The sequence below is a fragment of the Petralouisia sp. genome, from assembly GCF_056822245.1.
Genome location: NZ_JBQIOP010000039.1, coordinates 19,303 through 38,418 on the forward strand (window position 1 = coordinate 19,303; position 19,116 = coordinate 38,418).

Annotated in this window: 17 protein-coding genes; 15 read left to right on the forward strand and 2 right to left on the reverse strand. The window is 46.4% G+C overall.

Annotated elements, in window-relative coordinates; genetic code table 11:
• Nucleotides 1-30: 30 nt before the first annotated feature.
• The 10 genes from ACTO17_RS14510 to ACTO17_RS14555 all read left to right on the forward strand — a co-directional run bounded on the left by ACTO17_RS14510 (nt 31) and on the right by ACTO17_RS14555 (nt 11,144).
• Nucleotides 31-1,788 carry an MATE family efflux transporter gene (locus ACTO17_RS14510; protein ID WP_482558438.1) on the forward strand — a complete coding sequence of 586 codons (1,758 nt, stop codon included), beginning with the start codon at nt 31-33 and terminating at the stop codon, nt 1,786-1,788.
• A gap of 139 nt (nt 1,789-1,927) precedes the next feature.
• Nucleotides 1,928-2,509, forward strand: a complete 582-nt coding sequence (locus ACTO17_RS14515; RefSeq protein WP_172539430.1) for a VOC family protein — start codon at nt 1,928-1,930, stop codon at nt 2,507-2,509.
• Nucleotides 2,510-2,521: 12 nt separating this feature from the next.
• Complete coding sequence (locus ACTO17_RS14520) at nt 2,522-2,821, forward strand: STAS domain-containing protein (protein WP_172539429.1); 300 nt, start codon at nt 2,522-2,524, stop codon at nt 2,819-2,821.
• 43 nt (nt 2,822-2,864) lie between these two features.
• Nucleotides 2,865-4,649 (forward strand): MATE family efflux transporter, encoded by a 1,785-nt coding sequence (locus tag ACTO17_RS14525; protein WP_482558439.1) that lies wholly within the window; start codon nt 2,865-2,867, stop codon nt 4,647-4,649.
• An 18-nt stretch (nt 4,650-4,667) separates the two neighbouring features.
• A complete protein-coding gene (locus ACTO17_RS14530) occupies nt 4,668-6,356 on the forward strand; it encodes a GH3 auxin-responsive promoter family protein (RefSeq protein ID WP_482558440.1) in 1,689 nt (562 codons plus the stop codon).
• Nucleotide 6,357: 1 nt separating this feature from the next.
• Complete coding sequence (locus tag ACTO17_RS14535) at nt 6,358-7,989, forward strand: SpoIIE family protein phosphatase (protein ID WP_482558441.1); 1,632 nt, start codon at nt 6,358-6,360, stop codon at nt 7,987-7,989.
• Nucleotides 7,970-8,377, forward strand: a complete 408-nt coding sequence (locus ACTO17_RS14540) for an ATP-binding protein (protein WP_172539425.1) — start codon at nt 7,970-7,972, stop codon at nt 8,375-8,377. The genes ACTO17_RS14535 and ACTO17_RS14540 overlap by 20 nt, the downstream gene beginning before the upstream one ends.
• Nucleotides 8,378-8,541: 164 nt before the next feature.
• Entirely contained in the window at nt 8,542-9,453 is a 912-nt protein-coding gene (locus tag ACTO17_RS14545) for a DUF4474 domain-containing protein (RefSeq protein WP_172539424.1), read from the forward strand.
• Nucleotides 9,450-10,355 (forward strand): metallophosphoesterase, encoded by a 906-nt coding sequence (locus ACTO17_RS14550; RefSeq protein ID WP_172539423.1) that lies wholly within the window; start codon nt 9,450-9,452, stop codon nt 10,353-10,355. Before ACTO17_RS14545 ends, ACTO17_RS14550 begins: the two co-directional genes overlap by 4 nt.
• A 168-nt stretch (nt 10,356-10,523) precedes the next feature.
• Nucleotides 10,524-11,144 carry a hypothetical protein gene (locus ACTO17_RS14555; protein ID WP_172539422.1) on the forward strand — a complete coding sequence of 207 codons (621 nt, stop codon included), beginning with the start codon at nt 10,524-10,526 and terminating at the stop codon, nt 11,142-11,144.
• Nucleotides 11,145-11,411: 267 nt separating this feature from the next.
• Here ACTO17_RS14555 and ACTO17_RS14560 read toward each other — a convergent pair whose 3' ends face one another.
• Nucleotides 11,412-12,602: a cation:proton antiporter gene (locus tag ACTO17_RS14560; RefSeq protein ID WP_482558444.1), complete on the reverse strand. Its 1,191-nt coding sequence runs from the start codon at nt 12,600-12,602 to the stop codon at nt 11,412-11,414.
• Nucleotides 12,603-12,813: 211 nt separating this feature from the next.
• On the opposite strand from ACTO17_RS14560, the gene ACTO17_RS14565 reads away from it, so the two are divergent.
• Nucleotides 12,814-13,821 carry an asparaginase gene (locus tag ACTO17_RS14565; RefSeq protein WP_172537280.1) on the forward strand — a complete coding sequence of 336 codons (1,008 nt, stop codon included), beginning with the start codon at nt 12,814-12,816 and terminating at the stop codon, nt 13,819-13,821.
• A gap of 58 nt (nt 13,822-13,879) precedes the next feature.
• Here ACTO17_RS14565 and ACTO17_RS14570 read toward each other — a convergent pair whose 3' ends face one another.
• Entirely contained in the window at nt 13,880-15,145 is a 1,266-nt protein-coding gene (locus ACTO17_RS14570) for a chloride channel protein (RefSeq protein WP_172537281.1), read from the reverse strand.
• 159 nt (nt 15,146-15,304) lie between these two features.
• Here ACTO17_RS14570 and ACTO17_RS14575 point away from each other — a divergent pair, with 159 nt between their 5' ends.
• From ACTO17_RS14575 to ACTO17_RS14590, 4 genes are all read left to right on the forward strand, one after another.
• Complete coding sequence (locus ACTO17_RS14575; RefSeq protein WP_482558442.1) at nt 15,305-16,087, forward strand: DUF975 family protein; 783 nt, start codon at nt 15,305-15,307, stop codon at nt 16,085-16,087.
• 15 nt (nt 16,088-16,102) lie between these two features.
• Nucleotides 16,103-16,786, forward strand: coding sequence for a response regulator transcription factor (locus ACTO17_RS14580; protein WP_172537283.1), 684 nt, complete (start codon nt 16,103-16,105; stop codon nt 16,784-16,786).
• Nucleotides 16,787-16,788: 2 nt separating this feature from the next.
• A complete protein-coding gene (locus ACTO17_RS14585) occupies nt 16,789-17,976 on the forward strand; it encodes a sensor histidine kinase (RefSeq protein WP_482558443.1) in 1,188 nt (395 codons plus the stop codon).
• Nucleotides 17,977-18,040: 64 nt separating this feature from the next.
• Nucleotides 18,041-18,967, forward strand: coding sequence for a helix-turn-helix domain-containing protein (locus ACTO17_RS14590; protein ID WP_172537285.1), 927 nt, complete (start codon nt 18,041-18,043; stop codon nt 18,965-18,967).
• The last annotated feature ends 149 nt before the right edge of the window (nt 18,968-19,116 follow it).

The following is a 19,116-nucleotide window of genomic DNA, read 5'->3' on the forward strand; positions in this document are numbered from 1 at the left end:
CAGTCATCCAAACAGTTACAGGAGGATTCTATGGAGAGAAATGCGTTTTTAATCAATAAAAAAATCCACCAGTATATTCTGCCAGGAGTACTGATGACAGTTGCAATGCAGCTTGGCAATGTGGTGGATGGAATGATTGTCGGGAACCTACTGGGAGCGGAGGCGATGGCGGCGATTGAAATTTCTATGCCGATACTTTTACTGTTGCAGATGGCGGCTTTAATGCTTGCTATGGGCGGCGCGGCTGAAGCGGCTGTGTTTCTTGGGAAACGGGACATGGAAAAAGCCAGCGGGGTGTTCACCGCCTCGCTGGCAGCCGGGCTGGCAATATCAGTGTTTTTTGCGCTGTTTACGCCAATCCTGCCGGGGCCTGCAGCCATGCTGCTTGCCGGAAATAATGATTTAGCTGCGCTGGCTGAGCCGTATATTATGGTAAATGTTGCGGGAATCCCTATTCTGACAGTGGCCATTATTTTCTGTTATTTTATGAATGCAGATAACCATCCCCAGTTAGGAAGTGCGCTTTTCATCATTGCCAATGTAGTAAACCTGGTTCTGGATTTTGTGTTTATCCAGGGCTTTCATATGGGCATGGCAGGCAGCGCGCTGGCTACAGTGATTGGTTACCTGGTTGGAATGGCGCCGGTGGCAATTTATTTTCGTTCCAAACAGCGGATGCTGCGTTTGCGGAAACTGGATAAAAAAGCCTTGCAATACGTGAGGATTTCTATGAAGGCAGGAATCCCCAGTGCAGCCTTTACATTGATGTCAGCACTGAAATCTGTGATTATCAATTCTGCGATTGTACGTATTTTGGGAAAAGACCCTATGGCAGTCTATTCTGTTTGTGCCAATGCCGTGCTGATTGCGGAACTGTGTGTAGGGGGAATTATTGGACTGGTCCAGAATATTGCAGGGATTCTCTATGGAGAACGTGATTATTATGGCATCCGTACCCTCTGTAAAAGAGTGCTCACCTACAGTTACATGGCAATCGTCATCTTACTGGTGATATTTTTTGCCGTTCCCGGGTTGATTGCCGGGTTATTTGGAATCACAGAAGGCAATATGCTTGCAATGTGTGAGATGGCGCTGCGTATTTTTGCCTGCAGCTTTCCCTTTTATGTGTATAATAAATTCCTCATGTCCTACTACCAGACAATTTTACAGCCGGGCCTGTCTACGGTAGTGACTGTATTGCAGGGATTTGTGGTGATCGTGCCGCTTACCTTGGCAGGGATTTTCTTCTGGGGGCTTCCCGGTGTATGCCTGATGGCAGTAGTAAGCGAGGCGGTTACTATCTTTCTGGCTGCTCTCTGGCGGATCATGGGACAGCGCAGCGGAAAATTTGAGGCTGGCGGCGTCTATATGCTGCCGCAGATCACGGATGAGAAGTTCTTAGACTGTTCTGTTGAGAGCAATCTGGAAGAGGTGATTGCTTTTCGGGAAAAGCTGTTTGCATTCTGTGCAGACAACCGCATAAGTGAACGGGATGCCACGGTCCTTGGCCTTGCCGTGGAGGAAATTGCCGCCAATATTGTGCAGTATGGCTACCGCAGCGGGAAAAATTATATGGATATCAGTTTTACCATACAGGATGATAAGTACATGTTAAGAATCCGTGACGACGGCATACCCTTTAATCCGTTGGAGTATCAGCAGCAGAAGGAAGAAGCGGTGGCTTTAGGAGGGATTGCCCTGATTAAGAAGATGGCATCCGAATTCCAGTATATGCGGGTATTGAACATGAATAACACAGTGGTGGAGCTGAATATCCGAAAAAATTAGGATTTATCCCTAAATAAATATCAATTGTCCCGAAAAATACAGTTTGGGATAATATTTTGTTAATATGATATGGAGCATGAAAAGTGCTTTTGACACCCTGATTTTATGAAATGACAGTGAAAGAAAGGAGAAATACAATATGAAAAAACCGGTTTTTACAGGATTATCCCATGTATGCATTTTTGTGGATGATGTGATGGAGGCGTTTCGATATTATGAGAGGATTTTGGGCGCTGTTCCTAACCAGCATATTCCCCATTGGAAGAACAAAGGCTTTTTCCAGGCGGGAGGTTTTATAAAAGAAGCAGAAGAAGGGGATGTTTCTATTGGCTTTATGGATGTGCCGGGAACAAAGTTTACCATTGAACTGATGTGCTACCACAATCCTAAGGGCCGCCAGGAACCTGTGATTTTTAAAGCCAATGATATCAGCGGTGCCAGACATGTGGCGTTGAAAGTCATCAATATTGAGGAGGCTTTTGAATACATAAAGTCACAGCCGGACGTAACTTTAATTAATACCACAGAAGATTATAAGGTTTACCAGATCAGCAAGACACTGCCGTCAGATTTTCATTATTTTGATGAAGCCAAAGAGAAGGATGCCCAGGGCAAGCAGAAAGCGGCGGATATTTTGGGCAATACCAAATATTTTTATTTTATTGATAAGTACGGCCTGCAATGGGAGTTTGAGCAGGGACACACAGATATTGGAGATTAAGGAGAGACGAATATGAAGATCACAGAGAATTCAAATGGAAACCAGTTATGCATTTCCCTGGAGGGAAGATTAGATACGACAACGGCGCCAGAACTTGAGAAGGTTCTGTCCGGCAGTCTGGAGGGAGTAACGGAACTGACCTTTGACATGGGCGCCCTTGACTATCTGTCATCGGCGGGGCTGCGTATTCTTCTGGGTACACAGAAGCGGATGAACAAGCAGGGCAGCATGAAGGTTGTGAAGGTAAATGAGACGATTATGGAGATCTTTGAAGTAACCGGATTTGCCGATATCCTTACGATAGAGCCGTAAGTTTAGATGTGTTTGGGAATGCTATTAAGAGAAATGAGAGTGTATGAGCGAGCAGATATTTTCCGTTTCACTGGAGCAGAATGAGCAGTTTCTAAAAAAGGCATATGGGAAAGCATTGATTCCCTGTATTTTATCTATTTTAAGCGGTAATATTAATATTCTTGCAGATGGCATCCTTGTGGGACAGCGGCTCGGGACAGATGCCTTAGCTGCCATTAATTTTAGTTTACCAGTCTACCTTGTTTTGTGTATTGCCGGTTCCTTTATCGTATCGGGGACTGCCATCTGCGCGGCGGAGGCAATTGGAAATCATCAGAGCAGCAAGGCGCAGGAGCTTTACAAGATGTCGGTTTTCTGGTGCGTGCTTATCTCAGCAGTGATTACGGCGGCAGGGCTGTTGTGCATAAAACCTCTGGCAGGGCTGCTGTGTTCCCAGGAGGAGGTATCGCCTCTGGTAATGGAGTATGTGGGAGTGACCCTTGCCGGGACTTTGCCGAAAATACTCATTTACGTTCCCTTCTGGTATCTCAGGCTGGATGGGAGAAACCGGCAGGTCACATGGATGATGCTTGTGATGGGCGTGGGAAATGTCCTGCTGGATTTGTTGTTTTTGTATGTCTTTGACATGGGCGTGTTTGGGGCTGCCCTTGCCAGTGTGGCGGCAACAGCGCTCTCCTGTCTGTTGGGCTTCGTCTGGCTGTGCGGCAAAAAGAGCAGTTTCCCTTTGGGGATGTGTGTTGCCTGTAAGGGCATTTCTTTTGTGCGCATTGCCAAGGCGGGCAGTCCGTCCGCCTCGAATAATCTGTTTCAGACACTGCGTGTCATGGTGGTAAACATATTGCTTTTACAAAGCGGCGGAAGCGAATTGGTTGCAGCGTTTACGGCGGTGAACTGTATCAGCGCATTTGAGGAAAGCGTTACTGGCGGAGTGCCCCAGGCAGCATCTGCAATGCTGGGCATTTACAGCGGAGAACATGACAATCAGAGCGCGCGCCTGCTGCTGGCAAGGCAAATCAAGAGCGGTATCCCCTATTGTCTTTTATTTTCCGCTGCGATTCTTGCGGGGGCAGATTTGATAGCAGATGCGTATGGGCTGACGAAACCGCTGGGATTTGCCTTTTTGTGCATGTCGTTTGGCATGGTTCCTGCGCTGTGTAACTGTATTTTGTCCGGATACTATAATGTGTCGGGATATGCCATGTGGGCAAATGCCATTATTTTTCTACGCACGTTTGTTATGCCGTGTGCAAGTCTGTTTCTGCTTTGCCAGCAAAGCTTCAGTCCCTGGTGGTTTTTATTTACAGGTGAAATACTTACGTTGCTTGTCTGGTTTGCGGCGACAGGCATATATCAACATTTCCACAGGCGTTGTTCCCGTTTCCTGCTGATGGACCATACATTGGAGGAGACCGGAAGAGTTATTAATTTCTCTGTCCAGGGCAAGGATGAGGATATTTGCGACGCCAGCAGCAAGATTACAGTGTTCTGTGAGGAAAACGGCATGCTTCCCGGACAGGTCATGCGCGTGAGCTTGGCGATGGAAGAGATGATGACGTTGATTCTGTCTGTTAATGAGGAAAACAGCGTAGAATTTGACCTCCGGGTATATTCCCTAGAGGGCGTTATCGGCATCCGCATCCGTTACAGCGGCAGAGAATTCAATCCATTATGCAGCACAGAAGATAAAGGGCAGATGGGGGATGGCGCGCCGGGGAAAGAAGAAGGGCTTTATGATATGTATATGGGGATCCGCATGATTGAGGATATGGTGGAGGAGGCAATGTATCAGCGGACATTTGGCATGAATACAATTCAAATTTACATATGACAGGAGACAGTGGACAGAATGAAAACCAATTATGGAAAACTGGGGCAGGAATCTATAGATTTACTTAAAGATACCTCAAAACGGGCGGCCGAAGTGCAAATGCAGATACTCGATGAGCTTATGCACCGCAACCACGAAACTGTATATGGTAAGAAATATGGTTTTGGGGCAATTAAGACTGTCGGGGAGTTCCAGAAAAAAGTGCCGCTTTGTGTATATGGGGATTATGAGGATTACATTCTGCGAATGATTGCAGGTGAAGAAAAGGTTCTGACAGAAGAGCCGGCCGTTTATTATTGTATTAGTTCAGGCACTACCGGGGATGCGAAGTATCTCCCGCTTACGGAAACAGATTTAAAGATTCAGTATACTTATGCATACGGACTTCTTTTCGGCATGGTAAAAGATTATTACCGGGATTTGCCGGAAAATGAGGTCTTTGGCAAGATTTTCCAGATCGGGGAGTTTGCAAAGACTTACATGGAAAATGGCACTATGAACGGCATCCGTTCCGGGTGCGTTTACCAGTGGCTGGACAGGGACGGGCAATTTGATGCAGAAGATTACTGTGTACCCAAGGAAGTGTTGTTTCCTGATACGCTGGAAGATTTGCGTTATGTTAAGGTGAGGTTTGCCCTGGCAGAGCAGGATCTTTGTGCCATACATGGCGTCTTTGTCAACCGGGTAGCAGGGGTTTTGGACTATATCTGGCGAAACTGGGAAATGCTGCTGAAGGATATGGAGCTTGGAAGGGTGGATGAATGTGTGGACTTAAGCCCCAGGTGGCGGGAGTACGTAGAGCGGAAATTGCCACCCAACCCTTTGCGGGCAGCACAGCTGCGCCTTCTTTCCCATGATACGCTGCATAAGGGTATTATTAAGAAGATTTGGCCCAGGGTTCGGTATGTGCTGGCAATTGGCGGGAAATCCTTTGCTTATTATACAGAAAAGATGCAGGAATATGCAGGGGATATTCCCATCCATCCTTATGCCTATGCGGCTTCAGAAGGGATTTTCGGCATTGCAGAGAAGATGGATCAGACAGATCGTTATATTCTCTTTCCAGAGGCGGGGTTTTTTGAGTTTTTGCCACTAAATGAGGCGCAGATAGAAGAAAAACGGCCTTTATTTATGTGGGAGATTAACATCGGGGAACGGTATGAACTTGTATTTACAAACCACTCCGGGCTGTATCGCTATTGTATGGGGGATGTGATAGAAGTGGTGGATTGGTATGGGCAAGCTCCCATCGTACAGTTTTGTTATCGTAAAAATCAGGTACTCAATATTGCCGGAGAAAAAAGTAACCTGGAACAGCTTACAGAGGCTGTCAGACAGTTTGCGCTGCATATGCAATGTGAAATTATTGGGTATTGCGTACAGGAAGATATGTCAGACCTATTGCCACGGTATCAGTTTCATCTGGAATGTACAGATCTCAGCATTTCAGGTGCAGAAGATATTTTAGATGAGTGCCTGTGCCGTGTAAATTATGAATATCAGGGCTGCCGGAAGATGAATGAAATTGGCAAAGTTCGGATTTCCTATCTGTGCGCAGGAAGTTTTGGACGTTATGAGAAACAATTGGCAAAGAATGGCAAGATGATGGGACAAAGCAAGCAGGTCTGCATTCTGGACACAGAGGAAAAGAAGCAGTTTTTTGCTGGCAGGGAGAACAAACGCGCTGTTGGGGAAAGGAAGACGTAGAATGAAAAAAAGGATTACCGGACTTACGGGAAAATTGACCCTTGCCATCATAATCTTTGGCATTTTACTGGGGGCAATCATCAGTATCATTGGCTATCGGGAATTTACATCTGTATTAGAGCGACAGTACAATGATTCGGCTTATGAAATTGCAGAGACTGCGGCAGGTTACTTAAATCCAGACAAATTTGAAGAATATTTATCCACAGGGGACACGGATGAGGAGTACCACAAGATTGAAAAACGGCTGGATGATTTGGTGGATGCCACCAACACCACATTGATTTATGTGGCGAAGGTTGATACTTCAGATTACCGAACCCTTACTTATATTTATGACTCAGTGAACTCCGCCAGCGGCTTTGACCGTTATCCTCTAGGTTATACGGCAGTTGGCGTGACTGAGGAGTATGTGAATAATGTGCGAGGTATCATCACCAAAGGTGAGCGTGCCACGGAGTATCTTTATTCTTATTCGGAGGAATCTGGGGCCCATACAACCGCAGGCATTGCTATATATGATTCAAAAGGAAAAATTGTGGCAATCCTTGGCGTAGAGAAAGCTATGACAAGACTGGAAAATGCCCGAAATACCTATGTAAAAGACGTACTCCTTGGCGTCTTAGCCGCTGTCTGTCTGTTTCTCCTTGTGTATAGTATGTTCCTGTACCGGGAAGTCCTGCTGCCGATCCTTGCCATCACAGACGAAGCCAAACGTTTTGCGGATTCTAATACGCCCTCAGATAAGCTGTCCGCCATTAACAAGAATGACGAAATTGGCGTGTTGGCAAAGGCTGTGGGTAAGATGGAAACGGATATTGTGGAATATGTAGAAAATCTTACATTGGTCACTGCAGAGAAGGAGCGGATTGGAGCGGAGCTGTCCATTGCCACGCAGATACAGGCAAATATGCTGCCTGGAATTTTCCCGGCGTTTCCAGATAAAACGGAGTTTGATATCTATGCCACCATGAATCCGGCAAAGGAGGTCGGCGGTGATTTCTATGATTTCTTCATGGTAGATGACAGACATCTGGCGGTTGTCATGGCGGACGTCTCAGGAAAAGGCGTGCCGGCGGCGCTGTTTATGGTGATTGGAAAGACCTTGATTAAAGACCATACACAGCCAGGCAGGGATTTGGGTGATGTGTTCACAGAGGTCAATGACCTCTTATGCGAGTCTAACAGTGAAGGGCTGTTTATCACTGCCTTTGAGGGTGTGCTTGATCTTGTGAGCGGCGAGTTTACATTTGTCAATGCAGGCCATGAAATTCCGTTTATCTGCAAAAAGGATGGCAGCTATGAACCCTATAAAATCCGTGCGGGCTTTGTGCTTGCCGGCATGGAAGGGATACGTTATAAGTGCGGCACGATGCAGTTATCCCCCGGTGACCGGCTTTTTCAGTATACAGACGGCGTAACAGAGGCAACGGATAAGGACGGCAGGCTCTATGGCATGGGACGGTTGGGAGAAATCCTTACACAGAATGCAGCTTTACCGCCGATGGAACTGTTGGGCAAAATCAAAGAAGATATTGATGTTTTTGTGGGCGATGCGCCGCAATTTGATGATATTACCATGTTATGTCTGGAATACAGGGAGAGGATGCATAATGAAGGAATTAAAAATTGATGCTACAGTAGAAAATATAGAAAAAGTGACAGCGTTTGTAGATGAGCAGTTAACACAGCTGAATTGCCCGATGAAAGCGCAAATGCAGATTAACATTGCCATTGACGAGCTTTTTGGCAATATTGCGCACTATGCCTACAATCCCAAGACAGGTTCGGCAACTGTCCGTATTGACGTCTTGGAGGACCCTCTTTCTGTGGTGGTGACGTTTATCGACAATGGCAAGGCTTATGACCCGCTTGCCAGAAAAGACCCTGATGTGGCGCTTACGGCGGAAGAACGGGAAATTGGAGGACTTGGCATCTACATGGTGAAGAAATCCATGGATGAGATTTCTTATGAATATAAGGATGGGCAGAATATCTTGCGCATTAAGAAAAAGATATGATCAGAAGTTATGCAGGCTTTAGAATGAAAAAATTGTAATAGTGGCTGATTCCGAAAACGTATGCAGACCGGATACGCGGCAGGACTCGGCGGCAATGCATTCCCTGTAAGCACCCTCCACTTCTTTCTGAATATATTAGTAAAAAAGAAAGGAGTTGGAATATTTTGAGTTTTCATGAATTATTTTGGGGAATCCTGGCAATTCTTGCTGTTTTGACAGTGATCCTGTTCTGCTGCAGAATCCATCGGCGCAGGAGGGCCAAATGTCTGGTGAAGCAGAAATGCGAACAGGAAAAATACCAGGAAATCAACCGGGCATTGGAACCCTTCGGATTTGCCTACAGCCTGTCCAAAGACATTTTCTATTCGTTGGAAAACGCCTGGCAGAAAAATTTCGGCTATGGAAAAATATATGATGAAATGGCCCCTGCAATGAATATGATGATTGACTGCGAACCCATTTATTTTGAATATGGGGGAAAGCGCCGGATGATTGAATTCTGGAAAGGGCAGTATGGAATTACCACTGGCGCTGAAGTGGGAATTTATATAGAAAAAGAAAGAAGCGGACATCAGAATCCGGAAGATGTTTTTTACGACTGTGTATCTGAGGAAGATCAGCTTCCCATTCATATGAAGCTTTACAAAAACGGCAAACTGCTGTTTCAGAGAATCGAATGCCACTGGTGGCTGACAGGCTTTGTACTGGGGAAATTTTCCTATCCGGGAGAACTGATCCTGGAAGCCTCCATTACTTTTGAGGACAGAAAAATGATGGAGGAATTCATCAAAGGCTGTTACCGGGCAGGATATCAGCCGGAGGATCTGCGGATATTCCGCAATCAGGTATCCCTGCGCATCTATCAGCCCAAACATCCCCAGACCTCCCTTTATGGGAAATTATTCCGGAAATTTATTCAGTGGCAGAACTGCCATAACTGTAAATTATATCACAGAATCACAAAAGACTTCTCCCGAACCATTGACAAATTATATTATCTGATGTTGGCGTATCCCAGAATTTTTGCTTTTATCACTAAAACAGGACGCATTGCCTGGGAGAAACAACAAAGATGAGCCGCACCGAAAGGAAACTGAATCAGGCTTATGAAAATGCCCTCTGCGTCCCCATCCACCTGGGCAGCCGCATTGTGCTGATGAGCGACTGCCACCGGGGCATCGGCAACTGGGGCGATAATTTTCAGTCAAACCAGAATTTGTTTTTTGCTGCGCTGCAGTACTACAACCGGAGAAATTTCACCTATATTGAACTGGGAGACGGAGATGAGCTGTGGGAAAACCGGGATCTGCAGGAAATTGTGCGGATACACAGCAATCAGTTCTGGATTATGGGAGAGTTCTACAAAAATCAGCGGTTTTATATGTTATACGGCAACCACGATCGGAAAAAGCAACAGCAAAAGTACTTTCAGACGAAATGCAGATCCTATTACTGTGCAGTGGAGGACAGTGAAAAAAACCTTTTTCCGGATATGAAAGTCTATGAAGCCATCCGTCTGATTGAAACCTGCAGCAAAACAGAAATTTTTCTGGTGCACGGGCATCAGGGTGATCTCCTTAACGATACGCTCTGGAGGCTTACCCGTTTTCTGGTGAGATATCTCTGGCGTCCTCTGGAACTGGCCGGATGCAACGATCCCACCAGCGCAGCTAAAAATTACCGGAAAAAGGAAAAGACGGAGAAGCGACTGGCAGAATGGGCCGGCAAGTACCAGAGGCTTCTGGTGGCCGGCCATACCCACAGACCGGCATTTCCCAAGCCCGGAGAAGGTTATTACTTTAATGACGGAAGCTGTGTCCATCCCCGCTGCATCACCGCCCTGGAACTGGAACGGGGAAATATTTCCCTGGTAAAATGGAGCGCTAAGGTGCGGGAGGACAACGTGGTTTATATCGGCAGGGATGTGTTGGAAGGGCCGCAGCCTATACTGGAATATGGAAAATTCCAAACCGTTTGAGAAATATTACTCCGGCGGTTAAATATCGCAAAAATCATTTTTCTTAATGCGACAGCTTCATAAGAAAAAATTAAGAATTAAAAGAAGAAATATAAAACACTCATATGGTAGTCTTAAGCTATCACTAAGACAGCATATTCAGGGAAACCGGAAAGACGGGTGTTTGATATGAAGATATGCAAAGAAAATTATGTATCACAATTGAGGCTTCATAACGGAAAAGCACTGGAATTTTTCATTATGGAACAGGGAGAGCGTATGATCTCCATTATCAGAAAACATTTATTTACCCTGCCGCATCTTCAGCAGGAATGCCTTCTGGATACCATCAGAACCATTTGGAACCATATCGACAGCTTTCATTATAAAAATGAATTTGATAACTGGATTGGCGCCGTTGCCAGATACCGCTGCCTGGAATTTCTGAAAATCCATCAGAAAGAGGCCACCATCGCCTGGCTGATCGAAAAGGAAATTGCAGAAGAGAAGGAAGTAATGGTAAGCTGTCTGAATCCCAGGGAACAGGAATTGTTTTACCGCTTTTATGTGGGAGAAGCGTTTGAGGCAGCCAACCAGAAGGGCGCTGATGTAGTTTACCATGATATGTACGAGTTGCTGAACCGGATTGATACTGATATCTTTGAATATGAGAAAGAACAGCTGACGCCGGAAGAAAAAGAGGCGCTTTGCCGTCAGCTGCAGTCTCTTTTAAAAGAGAAGAAGCGCAGGTTTTCCCTGAAAAAATATTTTAATTTCTGTTTTCAAAATACAGCTTTTATGAATTGTTAAATGGATGGCCATGCGGCCCGCCGGACGGCAGGCTGGGCATGATGGCAGTTTACTATGAAAGCCCCTGGCTTCCATAGCATGGATGGCCATGCGGCCCGCCGGACGGCAGGCTGAGCATGATGGCAGTTTACTATGAAAGCCCCTGGCTTCCATAGCATGGATGGCCGTCCGGCGGGCTGAGCATGATGGCAGTTTACTATATAGTTACAGCAAGGCTCTTTCGCAATTGCGGGAGAGCCTTGCCGTTTCCGGAATTTATTCCTCTCATCAGGCGGCCGCAGCATTCTTCTTATCCTTGAAGGCAGCCTTTAACAGAATCGGTGTGATTACCGTGGTAATTACTACCGTTACTACGATAGGCGCATACAGCTTATCGCCGATCAGCCCCAGCGCTTCTCCTTTGTTGGCTACGATCAGGGCAACCTCCCCTCTGGAAATCATTCCGATTCCAATCTGAAAGGATTCTTTGGAGGTATAACCCATGAGTTTCGCCCCCAGGCCGCAGCCCAGAATCTTGGTTAGAATCGCCACCACCAGAAGCAGCAGCGTAAAGGTAATCAGACTGCCGGACATGGAGCTTAATTCCACCTTCAGGCCGATGCTTGCAAAAAATACAGGAGCCACCAACAGATAGGATACCGTGTCAAATTCCCGGTAAATGACTTCGCGTTTGGTGCTGTGGCTCAGCACAAGCCCCGCCACATAAGCGCCGGTGATGTCTGCCACGCCGAAAAAGTGCTCTGCGCAGAAAGACATAACAAGACAGAAGGCAAAGGTCATAATAACATGGCGCCGGTTGGGCCTTGGGTCCAGGGAAACCCATTTCTGAATAATATAGAAGAAGCCAACGCCAAACACAATGGCAAAGGCAAAAAATCCCACGATTTTCAGCAGCACAAGCACAATATTGGTGCTGGGGTCCGCCATACTGGTAATGACAGTCAGAGCCACAATTCCCAGAATATCATCAATAATTGCCGCGCCCAGAATGGCAGTTCCCGCCTTGGTGGAAACCTTTCCCATTTCCTTTAAGGTTTCTACGGTAATGCTGACAGAAGTAGCTGTTAAAATAATACCGATAAATATATTCTGCATCAGTTCACTGGCTGACAGCTCCGGAGAAGCCACGCGGCATGCCATTGCAATGCCGAAGCCGCCGGCTAACGGAACCAGCACGCCGAAAAGGGCCACTATAAAAGACGCCAGGCCGGAACGCTTCAGTTCTTCCGTATCTGTTTCCAGTCCCGCCATGAACATTAAAACAATCACGCCGATTTCTGATACCTGATTCAAAAATCTGCTGCTGTGCAGCAGACCCAGGAAGGCAGGCCCCAGAATCAATCCGGCAATCAACGCCCCCACCACCTGAGGCATATGAGCTTTTCTTGTCACAAGTCCCAGTAATTTTGTGCTCATAAGAATAATCGCTAAATATAACAGGTAATCATAATTCATAATATTTCCTCCATCCCGCTAAAATAATTCTTAGACATTATACCTATGTATCTCCAAAAAAACAAGTCAAAAAATTGCCAATAATAAACAAAATCCCACCCGGTTTTGGTAAAAAATATACGATCTTTTAAATAAGAAAGAATGGACTTTTCAAAGGAGATTTACTGTGATAGAATCACTGTACTGACATTACACATGCGAAAGGAATCTGAACATGAAAAAAAATATTTTGCTGATTGCCACAGGCGGAACCATCGCTTCCCAGAAATCAGAACACGGACTTGCCCCGCTGATTCAGGCAAAAGAAATTTTATCTTATATTTCGGATGTTTCCCAGTTCTGCAATCCGGACGCCATACAATTGTGCAATATTGACAGCACCAACATGGAGCCCCGCCACTGGAAGGAGATGGTAAGGGCCATCCGTGACAATTATGACAAATACGACGGATTTGTCCTTGCCCATGGGACAGACACAATGGCCTATACCGCGGCGGCTCTGTCCTATATGATACAGAATTCCTGCAAACCTATCGTTATCACCGGCGCCCAGAAATCCATTGATCTGGAAATTACAGACGCCAAAACCAATCTGCTGGACAGCTTTTGCTATGCAGCAGATGAGAATTCCCAGGGCGTCCAGATTGTATTCGGCGGAAAAGTGATTGCAGGCACCCGCGCCAAGAAAATCCGCTCCAAAAGCTACAATGCCTTTGACAGTATTGATTTTCCTTTTCTGGCCATGATACAGGACGGCCGGATTATGCGCTATATTCCCGCCCTGCCGTTCCAGGAAAAAGTGACCTTTTACGAGGAAATGAACGACAATATTTTTCTGATGAAGCTGATTCCCGGAATTTCCCCCAAAGGACTGCGGTTTTTGTTTGAACAGTACGACGCCATTATCGTGGAAAGCTTCGGGGTAGGAGGAATTCCCGCTTCCATTTCCGATATGTTTTATGAACTTCATGAGACGTATCCGGAAAAAATAATTCTGATGGCAACCCAGGTGGCCCATGAAGGCAGCGATATGACCGTCTACGAAGTAGGAAATAAAATCAAGAAGGAATGCCGGTTCCTGGAATCCTATGACATGACCTTAGAGGCCGTCATTGCCAAAACCATGTGGATGCTGGCCAATAAAGAGTGCAGAAAAGACATGTTGGAAGAGATCTTTTATCAGAAAATAAATTATGACTTAATTTTTGACCCGCATGTCTGAGCGGCCGTAAGCCGTAAAGTCCTTTTACAGAAGGAGCATGCCGTACATACCGGCCGCCTCAGCGGGTTTTTCGGTTAATATATTCTGTTTTATATTTGGAATATACAATTTTCTGGCTGTGGTACAATCCGTAATAACCGGAAAGCATGTAGCCCAGAGCCACCGAAAGCAAAAAATAAGGCATTCCCTGAAAGCCAAAAAGCTCAAAGCAGATGAACAGGGAAGTGATGGGACAGTTGGTAACGCCGCAGAACACGGCCCCCATTCCCGCAGCAGTGCACAGATCCGGCGCAAATCCCACCAGATTTCCAAAGAGGCAGCCAAATGTGCCTCCGATAAAAAAGGAGGGGACAATTTCGCCGCCTTTAAATCCTGCCCCAAGGGTTACAGCCGTAAAGAGAATCTTTAATGCAAAGGCATAGGGCAGTACGTGGTGTTCTTCAAAGCACCGGGCGATGATGGGCATGCCGGCCCCGTTGTAATCCTGATTTCCCACAAGCAGGGTCAAAAGCGCAAGCAATGCGCCTCCTGCGCAGATCCGAAGGTAGGGATTGGAAAAATATTTCTTATAAAGAGCTTCTCCCATGTGGAGGGCAATGCAGAACAATGCGCTGACAATGGCGCAGAGAACCGCAAGAACTGCTATTGTTATGCCGGAGGAAAGTGTGAATTCCGGTATGGAATGCAGCAAAAACTGTTCCGGCTCAATCCGCCAGTACTCTGCAATTCCCTGGGCCAGCAGAGAGGAAACCACACAGGGAACCAGGGCAGCGTAGTGCATAATTCCCACACTGACCACCTCCATGGAAAATACAGCGGCAGCCAGAGGCGTGCCAAAGAGAGCGGAAAAAGCCGCGCTCATTCCGCACATAATCATAATATGCTGATCCTTTTCATCAAATTTCAGGAGCCTGCCCAGAGAATTGCCGATACTGCCGCCAAGCTGAAGGGCGGCGCCTTCCCGGCCTGCGGAACCGCCGAACAAATGTGTCATCACTGTGGAAATAAAAATCAGAGGAGCCATCCTTAAGGGAATATGCTTTCCGGAATGAATGGCGGACAGCACCAGATTGGTGCCTGCGTCCTTCTCATCATGCATCATATGATAGGAGCCTACGATCAAAAGTCCTGCAGCCGGCAGCAAAAGTACAAGCCAGGGATAGGTTTCCCTGGTTTTCGTTGCGTAAAAAATGCAGTAGTGAAACACAGCTCCCACGGTGCCTACCAGAATCCCGCTTAAAATAGAAAATAAAAGCCATCTCAGGAAAATCAGAAACCGCTTGCCAAAATGCCTTACATAATGTTCCAGTTCTTTCAGAATCATATCAAAGCTCCCGTTCTTTTTGTTTGTCTTAATCTTATCATCCGTCAGGCAAAATAACAAGGGGATTTGTAAGGTTATTGTAAGGAAAAGTCATCTTTCTGTTAAGGCAGAACGGGTATGATGCAATCAGTAAGAAAGATATGAAGGAGGATATAAATAATGTGGTCGAGAAAAGAATTAAAAGAAACAGCCAGACGGCAAATCAGCCAAAATCATTGGAAAGCGGTGCTGGTGGCCCTGGTTTTTACTTTTTTTTGCGGAAGCTTCGGCAAATTCAGTTCCGCCGGAGGAACTTTCAAAAAACTTACTGATTCGGATTCCTCTCAGAAAACGGAACAGGAATACTATGAGGAGGAACGGCTGAACGATGAAGCAGACATAGTTCTGGAGGAAGGGGCCTTAATGTTTCTCATCATCCTGTTTATAATTATAACGGTGATTGTCTTAGTGCTTCTTCTGATTCTGCTGCCACTGAGTATTCTGGTGTTTAATCCTCTGGAAATAGGCGTTTCCCGGTTTTTTACCAGGAACTTAAAGGAGCAGGCTCAGGTAAAGGAAATGTGCTTTGCCTTCGACCGCAGTTATAAAAACTGCGTCAAAGTCACCTTTTTCCGGGATCTTTATATTCTCCTGTGGGCCCTGCTTTTTATCATTCCCGGCATTGTAAAAAGTTATGAATACCGTCTGGTTCCCTACATTCTGGGAGAATGCCCAGGCATGGAGCGGGAGGAGGTTCTGAACTTAAGCAAAACCATGATGTATGGAAACAAGTGGAAATCATTTGTACTGGACTTATCTTTCCTGGGATGGTATCTTTTAAATGGACTGACGCTGGGAATTCTCGGGGTGTTTTACCTGAATCCCTACGTCCGCCAGACGAACGCCGCCCTTTACATGACCTTAAAGGAGCAGTATCTGCAGGGCAGAACTATCTCTGATTAGCAGGAGGAACACATTATGGCATATACAATTCTCATCGCAGACGACGAAAAAGAAATCCGGGACTTGCTGCGGCTGTATCTGGAAAAAGACGGTTACCGGGTATTGGAAGCGGAAAACGGGCTTTCAGCTGTTTCCCTTCTGGAGCAGGAAGAAATCGACATGGCGCTGTTAGACATTATGATGCCGAAACTGGACGGTTATCAGGTTTTAAAGCAGATACGGGAACGCAGCAATATTCCGGTGATGATACTTTCCGCCAAAAATCAGGATTCCGACAAGATTCTGGGACTGGATCTGGGCGCCGACGACTATCTTTCCAAGCCCTTCAATCCCATGGAGGCAATGGCCAGAATTAACTCCAATATCCGAAGATTCTATTCACTGGGGGCCAAAAGCCGGGAGTTAAAGCAATTGACCGTTAAGGATCTGCGCCTGGACACCGAATCCTGCCTGGTATATAAAAATGACGAACCCATTGACTTAACCTCTGTCGAGTATAAGCTGCTCCGGCTGTTTATGGAGCATCCGGGCAAAGTGTATACCAAACAGCAGGTATATGAAAATGTATGGGGCGAAGCATACGCCATCGCGGACAACAATATTATGGTATGCATCAGCCGCCTCCGGGCAAAACTTTCACAAGACAGCGGGGCCTATATAAAAACTATCCGGGGACTGGGCTACCGCATGGAGAAATAACAATGAAGCACAACACATGGAAATGGTTTTTAATCCGCCGGTTTTTACTGATTTTAATTCTGGTTTCCCTCAGCGAAAGCCTGCTGAATCTTTTCTACGGCAGAATGTTTTATCCGTGGTTGGAAGAAAAATTCCACATCAATTTTTTTATGGCAAAATGGGAGCAGGAGCAGACGCTTGGACTGCTGCTTCGGGGCGTTATTTATTTTTCCGTCACAAGTCTCGGCAGCCAGTTTCCCGATATCGCGGTCCTGGGACTTCAGAGGGCGGCGGAACGTTTTGCCGGACAGCAGATGACGGATTATATCATGGGACAGACCAGACACATGTCCGGCCGGGAAGCCCGGATTTATCTGGCGGGAACGGCTGCCTTAACCATTCTCATTGTAATCACCCTGCTGCTTCCCTATTTGCTTGCAGCTTTGGCTTTCAGCCGGATGGTGGCGCTTCATATCCGGCAGATAGAAACCTTAGAGCAGCAGCAGCGGGAAGAATATGACAGACGCAGGAACCTTCTGCTTTCAGACGTGGCCCACGATCTGAAAACTCCCATGACCACGGTAGCCGGCTATGCCAGGGCGCTGCTGGAGGAGCAGGATGCGCCGGTCAGGGAATATCTGGAAGCCATCTACGGAAAATCCATGCAGATGAGCGGTTTAATCAGCCTTCTGTTTGAATATGTAAAACTGGACAGTGAAGGGTATCAGCTGAAAAAATCCCAGGAGAATCTATGGGAGCTTCTGCGGGAATGCGTGGCCAGTCTGTATCTGGATTTTGAAGAAAAGGAAATGGAAATCTCTGCGGACATTCCGGAAGAACCTCTCTGGTTCCCGGCAGACAAGCTGCAGTTTCAGCGGGTCATCTCAAATTTGCTGAACAATGCCATCCGGCATAATCCCAGAGGAACCAGGGTTCTGGTAAAAGCCGCTGCAGAAGAAGAAACAATCCTTATAAGAATCAGCGACAGCGGAGCAGAGATTTCTGAAGAAATTGCAGAATATATTTTTGATCCCTTTGTGTCGGGAGATGAATCCCGCCGCAGTAAAGGCGGAAGCGGACTGGGCCTGTGCATTGCCCATAAAATCATCGCCATGCACCAGGGAAGCCTGACTTTAGAACAGAACCACTCCCAAGGGGAGACAAAGTCCTTTGTAATCCGGCTGCCAGCGGCAGAAGAAACACTTCGTTGACAAAAAAGAACAGACTGGGTATGATAAGTACGGAAAAACTATTGCGGAAAGGAGTATATCAGCCATGGCATCTTATACCATCGGCGAATTAATCCGTGATGCCAGAGAGCGCCTGCATTATTCCCAGGAGGAACTCTGTTACGGAATCTGTACCCCGTCCACCCTGTCCAGAATTGAAAACGGCCTGCAGACGCCGGGCAGAAAAACACTGGAAGGGCTGATGCAGCGTCTTGGGGTTGCTGACCGGATTTATTATTTTTATCTGAACTTGGAAGAACGGGAACGGTACGAACTGGAACAGCAGTTAACACGCTGCCTGGGAAACAGGGATTTTGAACAGGCCGAGCAGCTTGCCGCCTCCATGGAAGCGGGAATAAGGAATCTGCCCGTCAATTCTGTCTCTCTGAAAATGGAACGGCAGTATCTTGCCTTTGCCAGAGCATTAATTGAAAAAGAAAAGGGCAGAACCGCCGAATGGGTGCTGCATGAATTGCTGCATGCCATTCATTTGACCATACCGGAGTTTGACGGAATACATATTTATTCCAGGCTATTAACATACCATGAAATTGCCATTCTCAATAGCATCGGCTGCGCTTATCACAGTCTCGGAAAAGTATTGGACGGAATCCGGCTGCTGTACGGCCTGAAAGAGTATGTGGAATGCCATACCATGCACGGAGATGAGATATCTTCCAAATATCCCATGATCCTGCAGAACCTGTCCTCCTGGCTTGGGCAGGAAGGGATGCACAAAGACGCCCTGGAACTCTGCCAGGCAGGCATCGACTATTGCATTAAGTATGGAAAACTGCATACATTTCCCATGCTTTTGTGCAACAAAGCCTGTGCGCTGGCAGCGTTAGAGCAATATGATATGTCAAAAGATTTTTTTAATCAGAGTATCGCCGTTTTTCAGGCAACCAATCAGCAAGAACACGCTGAACAGGTGAGAAGCTATGCCATGATACATTATGGCATCATTTTATAACATTTCAATATGTTTCTTCCACGTTTCCCAGGAAAAACCCTGCTTTTGCACAATGTCATTAACTTAAGAAAAAGCAATACCGGATAGCTTTACACCCATCCAGGGGGTAAAGGACATCCGGTATTGTTCTGGAAAATTAATTCTAATAT

Coding starts and splice junctions, on each gene's coding strand:
- ACTO17_RS14510 (WP_482558438.1), top strand. CDS start 31: ATGGAGAGAAATGCGTTTTTAATCAATAAAAAAATCCACCAGTATATT.
- ACTO17_RS14570 (WP_172537281.1), bottom strand. CDS start 15,145: ATGATTCTGAAAGAACTGGAACATTATGTAAGGCATTTTGGCAAGCGG.
- ACTO17_RS14540 (WP_172539425.1), top strand. CDS start 7,970: ATGAAGGAATTAAAAATTGATGCTACAGTAGAAAATATAGAAAAAGTG.
- ACTO17_RS14535 (WP_482558441.1), top strand. CDS start 6,358: ATGAAAAAAAGGATTACCGGACTTACGGGAAAATTGACCCTTGCCATC.
- ACTO17_RS14530 (WP_482558440.1), top strand. CDS start 4,668: ATGAAAACCAATTATGGAAAACTGGGGCAGGAATCTATAGATTTACTT.
- ACTO17_RS14520 (WP_172539429.1), top strand. CDS start 2,522: ATGAAGATCACAGAGAATTCAAATGGAAACCAGTTATGCATTTCCCTG.
- ACTO17_RS14585 (WP_482558443.1), top strand. CDS start 16,789: ATGAAGCACAACACATGGAAATGGTTTTTAATCCGCCGGTTTTTACTG.
- ACTO17_RS14565 (WP_172537280.1), top strand. CDS start 12,814: ATGAAAAAAAATATTTTGCTGATTGCCACAGGCGGAACCATCGCTTCC.
- ACTO17_RS14580 (WP_172537283.1), top strand. CDS start 16,103: ATGGCATATACAATTCTCATCGCAGACGACGAAAAAGAAATCCGGGAC.
- ACTO17_RS14515 (WP_172539430.1), top strand. CDS start 1,928: ATGAAAAAACCGGTTTTTACAGGATTATCCCATGTATGCATTTTTGTG.
- ACTO17_RS14590 (WP_172537285.1), top strand. CDS start 18,041: ATGGCATCTTATACCATCGGCGAATTAATCCGTGATGCCAGAGAGCGC.
- ACTO17_RS14525 (WP_482558439.1), top strand. CDS start 2,865: ATGAGCGAGCAGATATTTTCCGTTTCACTGGAGCAGAATGAGCAGTTT.
- ACTO17_RS14555 (WP_172539422.1), top strand. CDS start 10,524: ATGAAGATATGCAAAGAAAATTATGTATCACAATTGAGGCTTCATAAC.
- ACTO17_RS14575 (WP_482558442.1), top strand. CDS start 15,305: ATGTGGTCGAGAAAAGAATTAAAAGAAACAGCCAGACGGCAAATCAGC.
- ACTO17_RS14550 (WP_172539423.1), top strand. CDS start 9,450: ATGAGCCGCACCGAAAGGAAACTGAATCAGGCTTATGAAAATGCCCTC.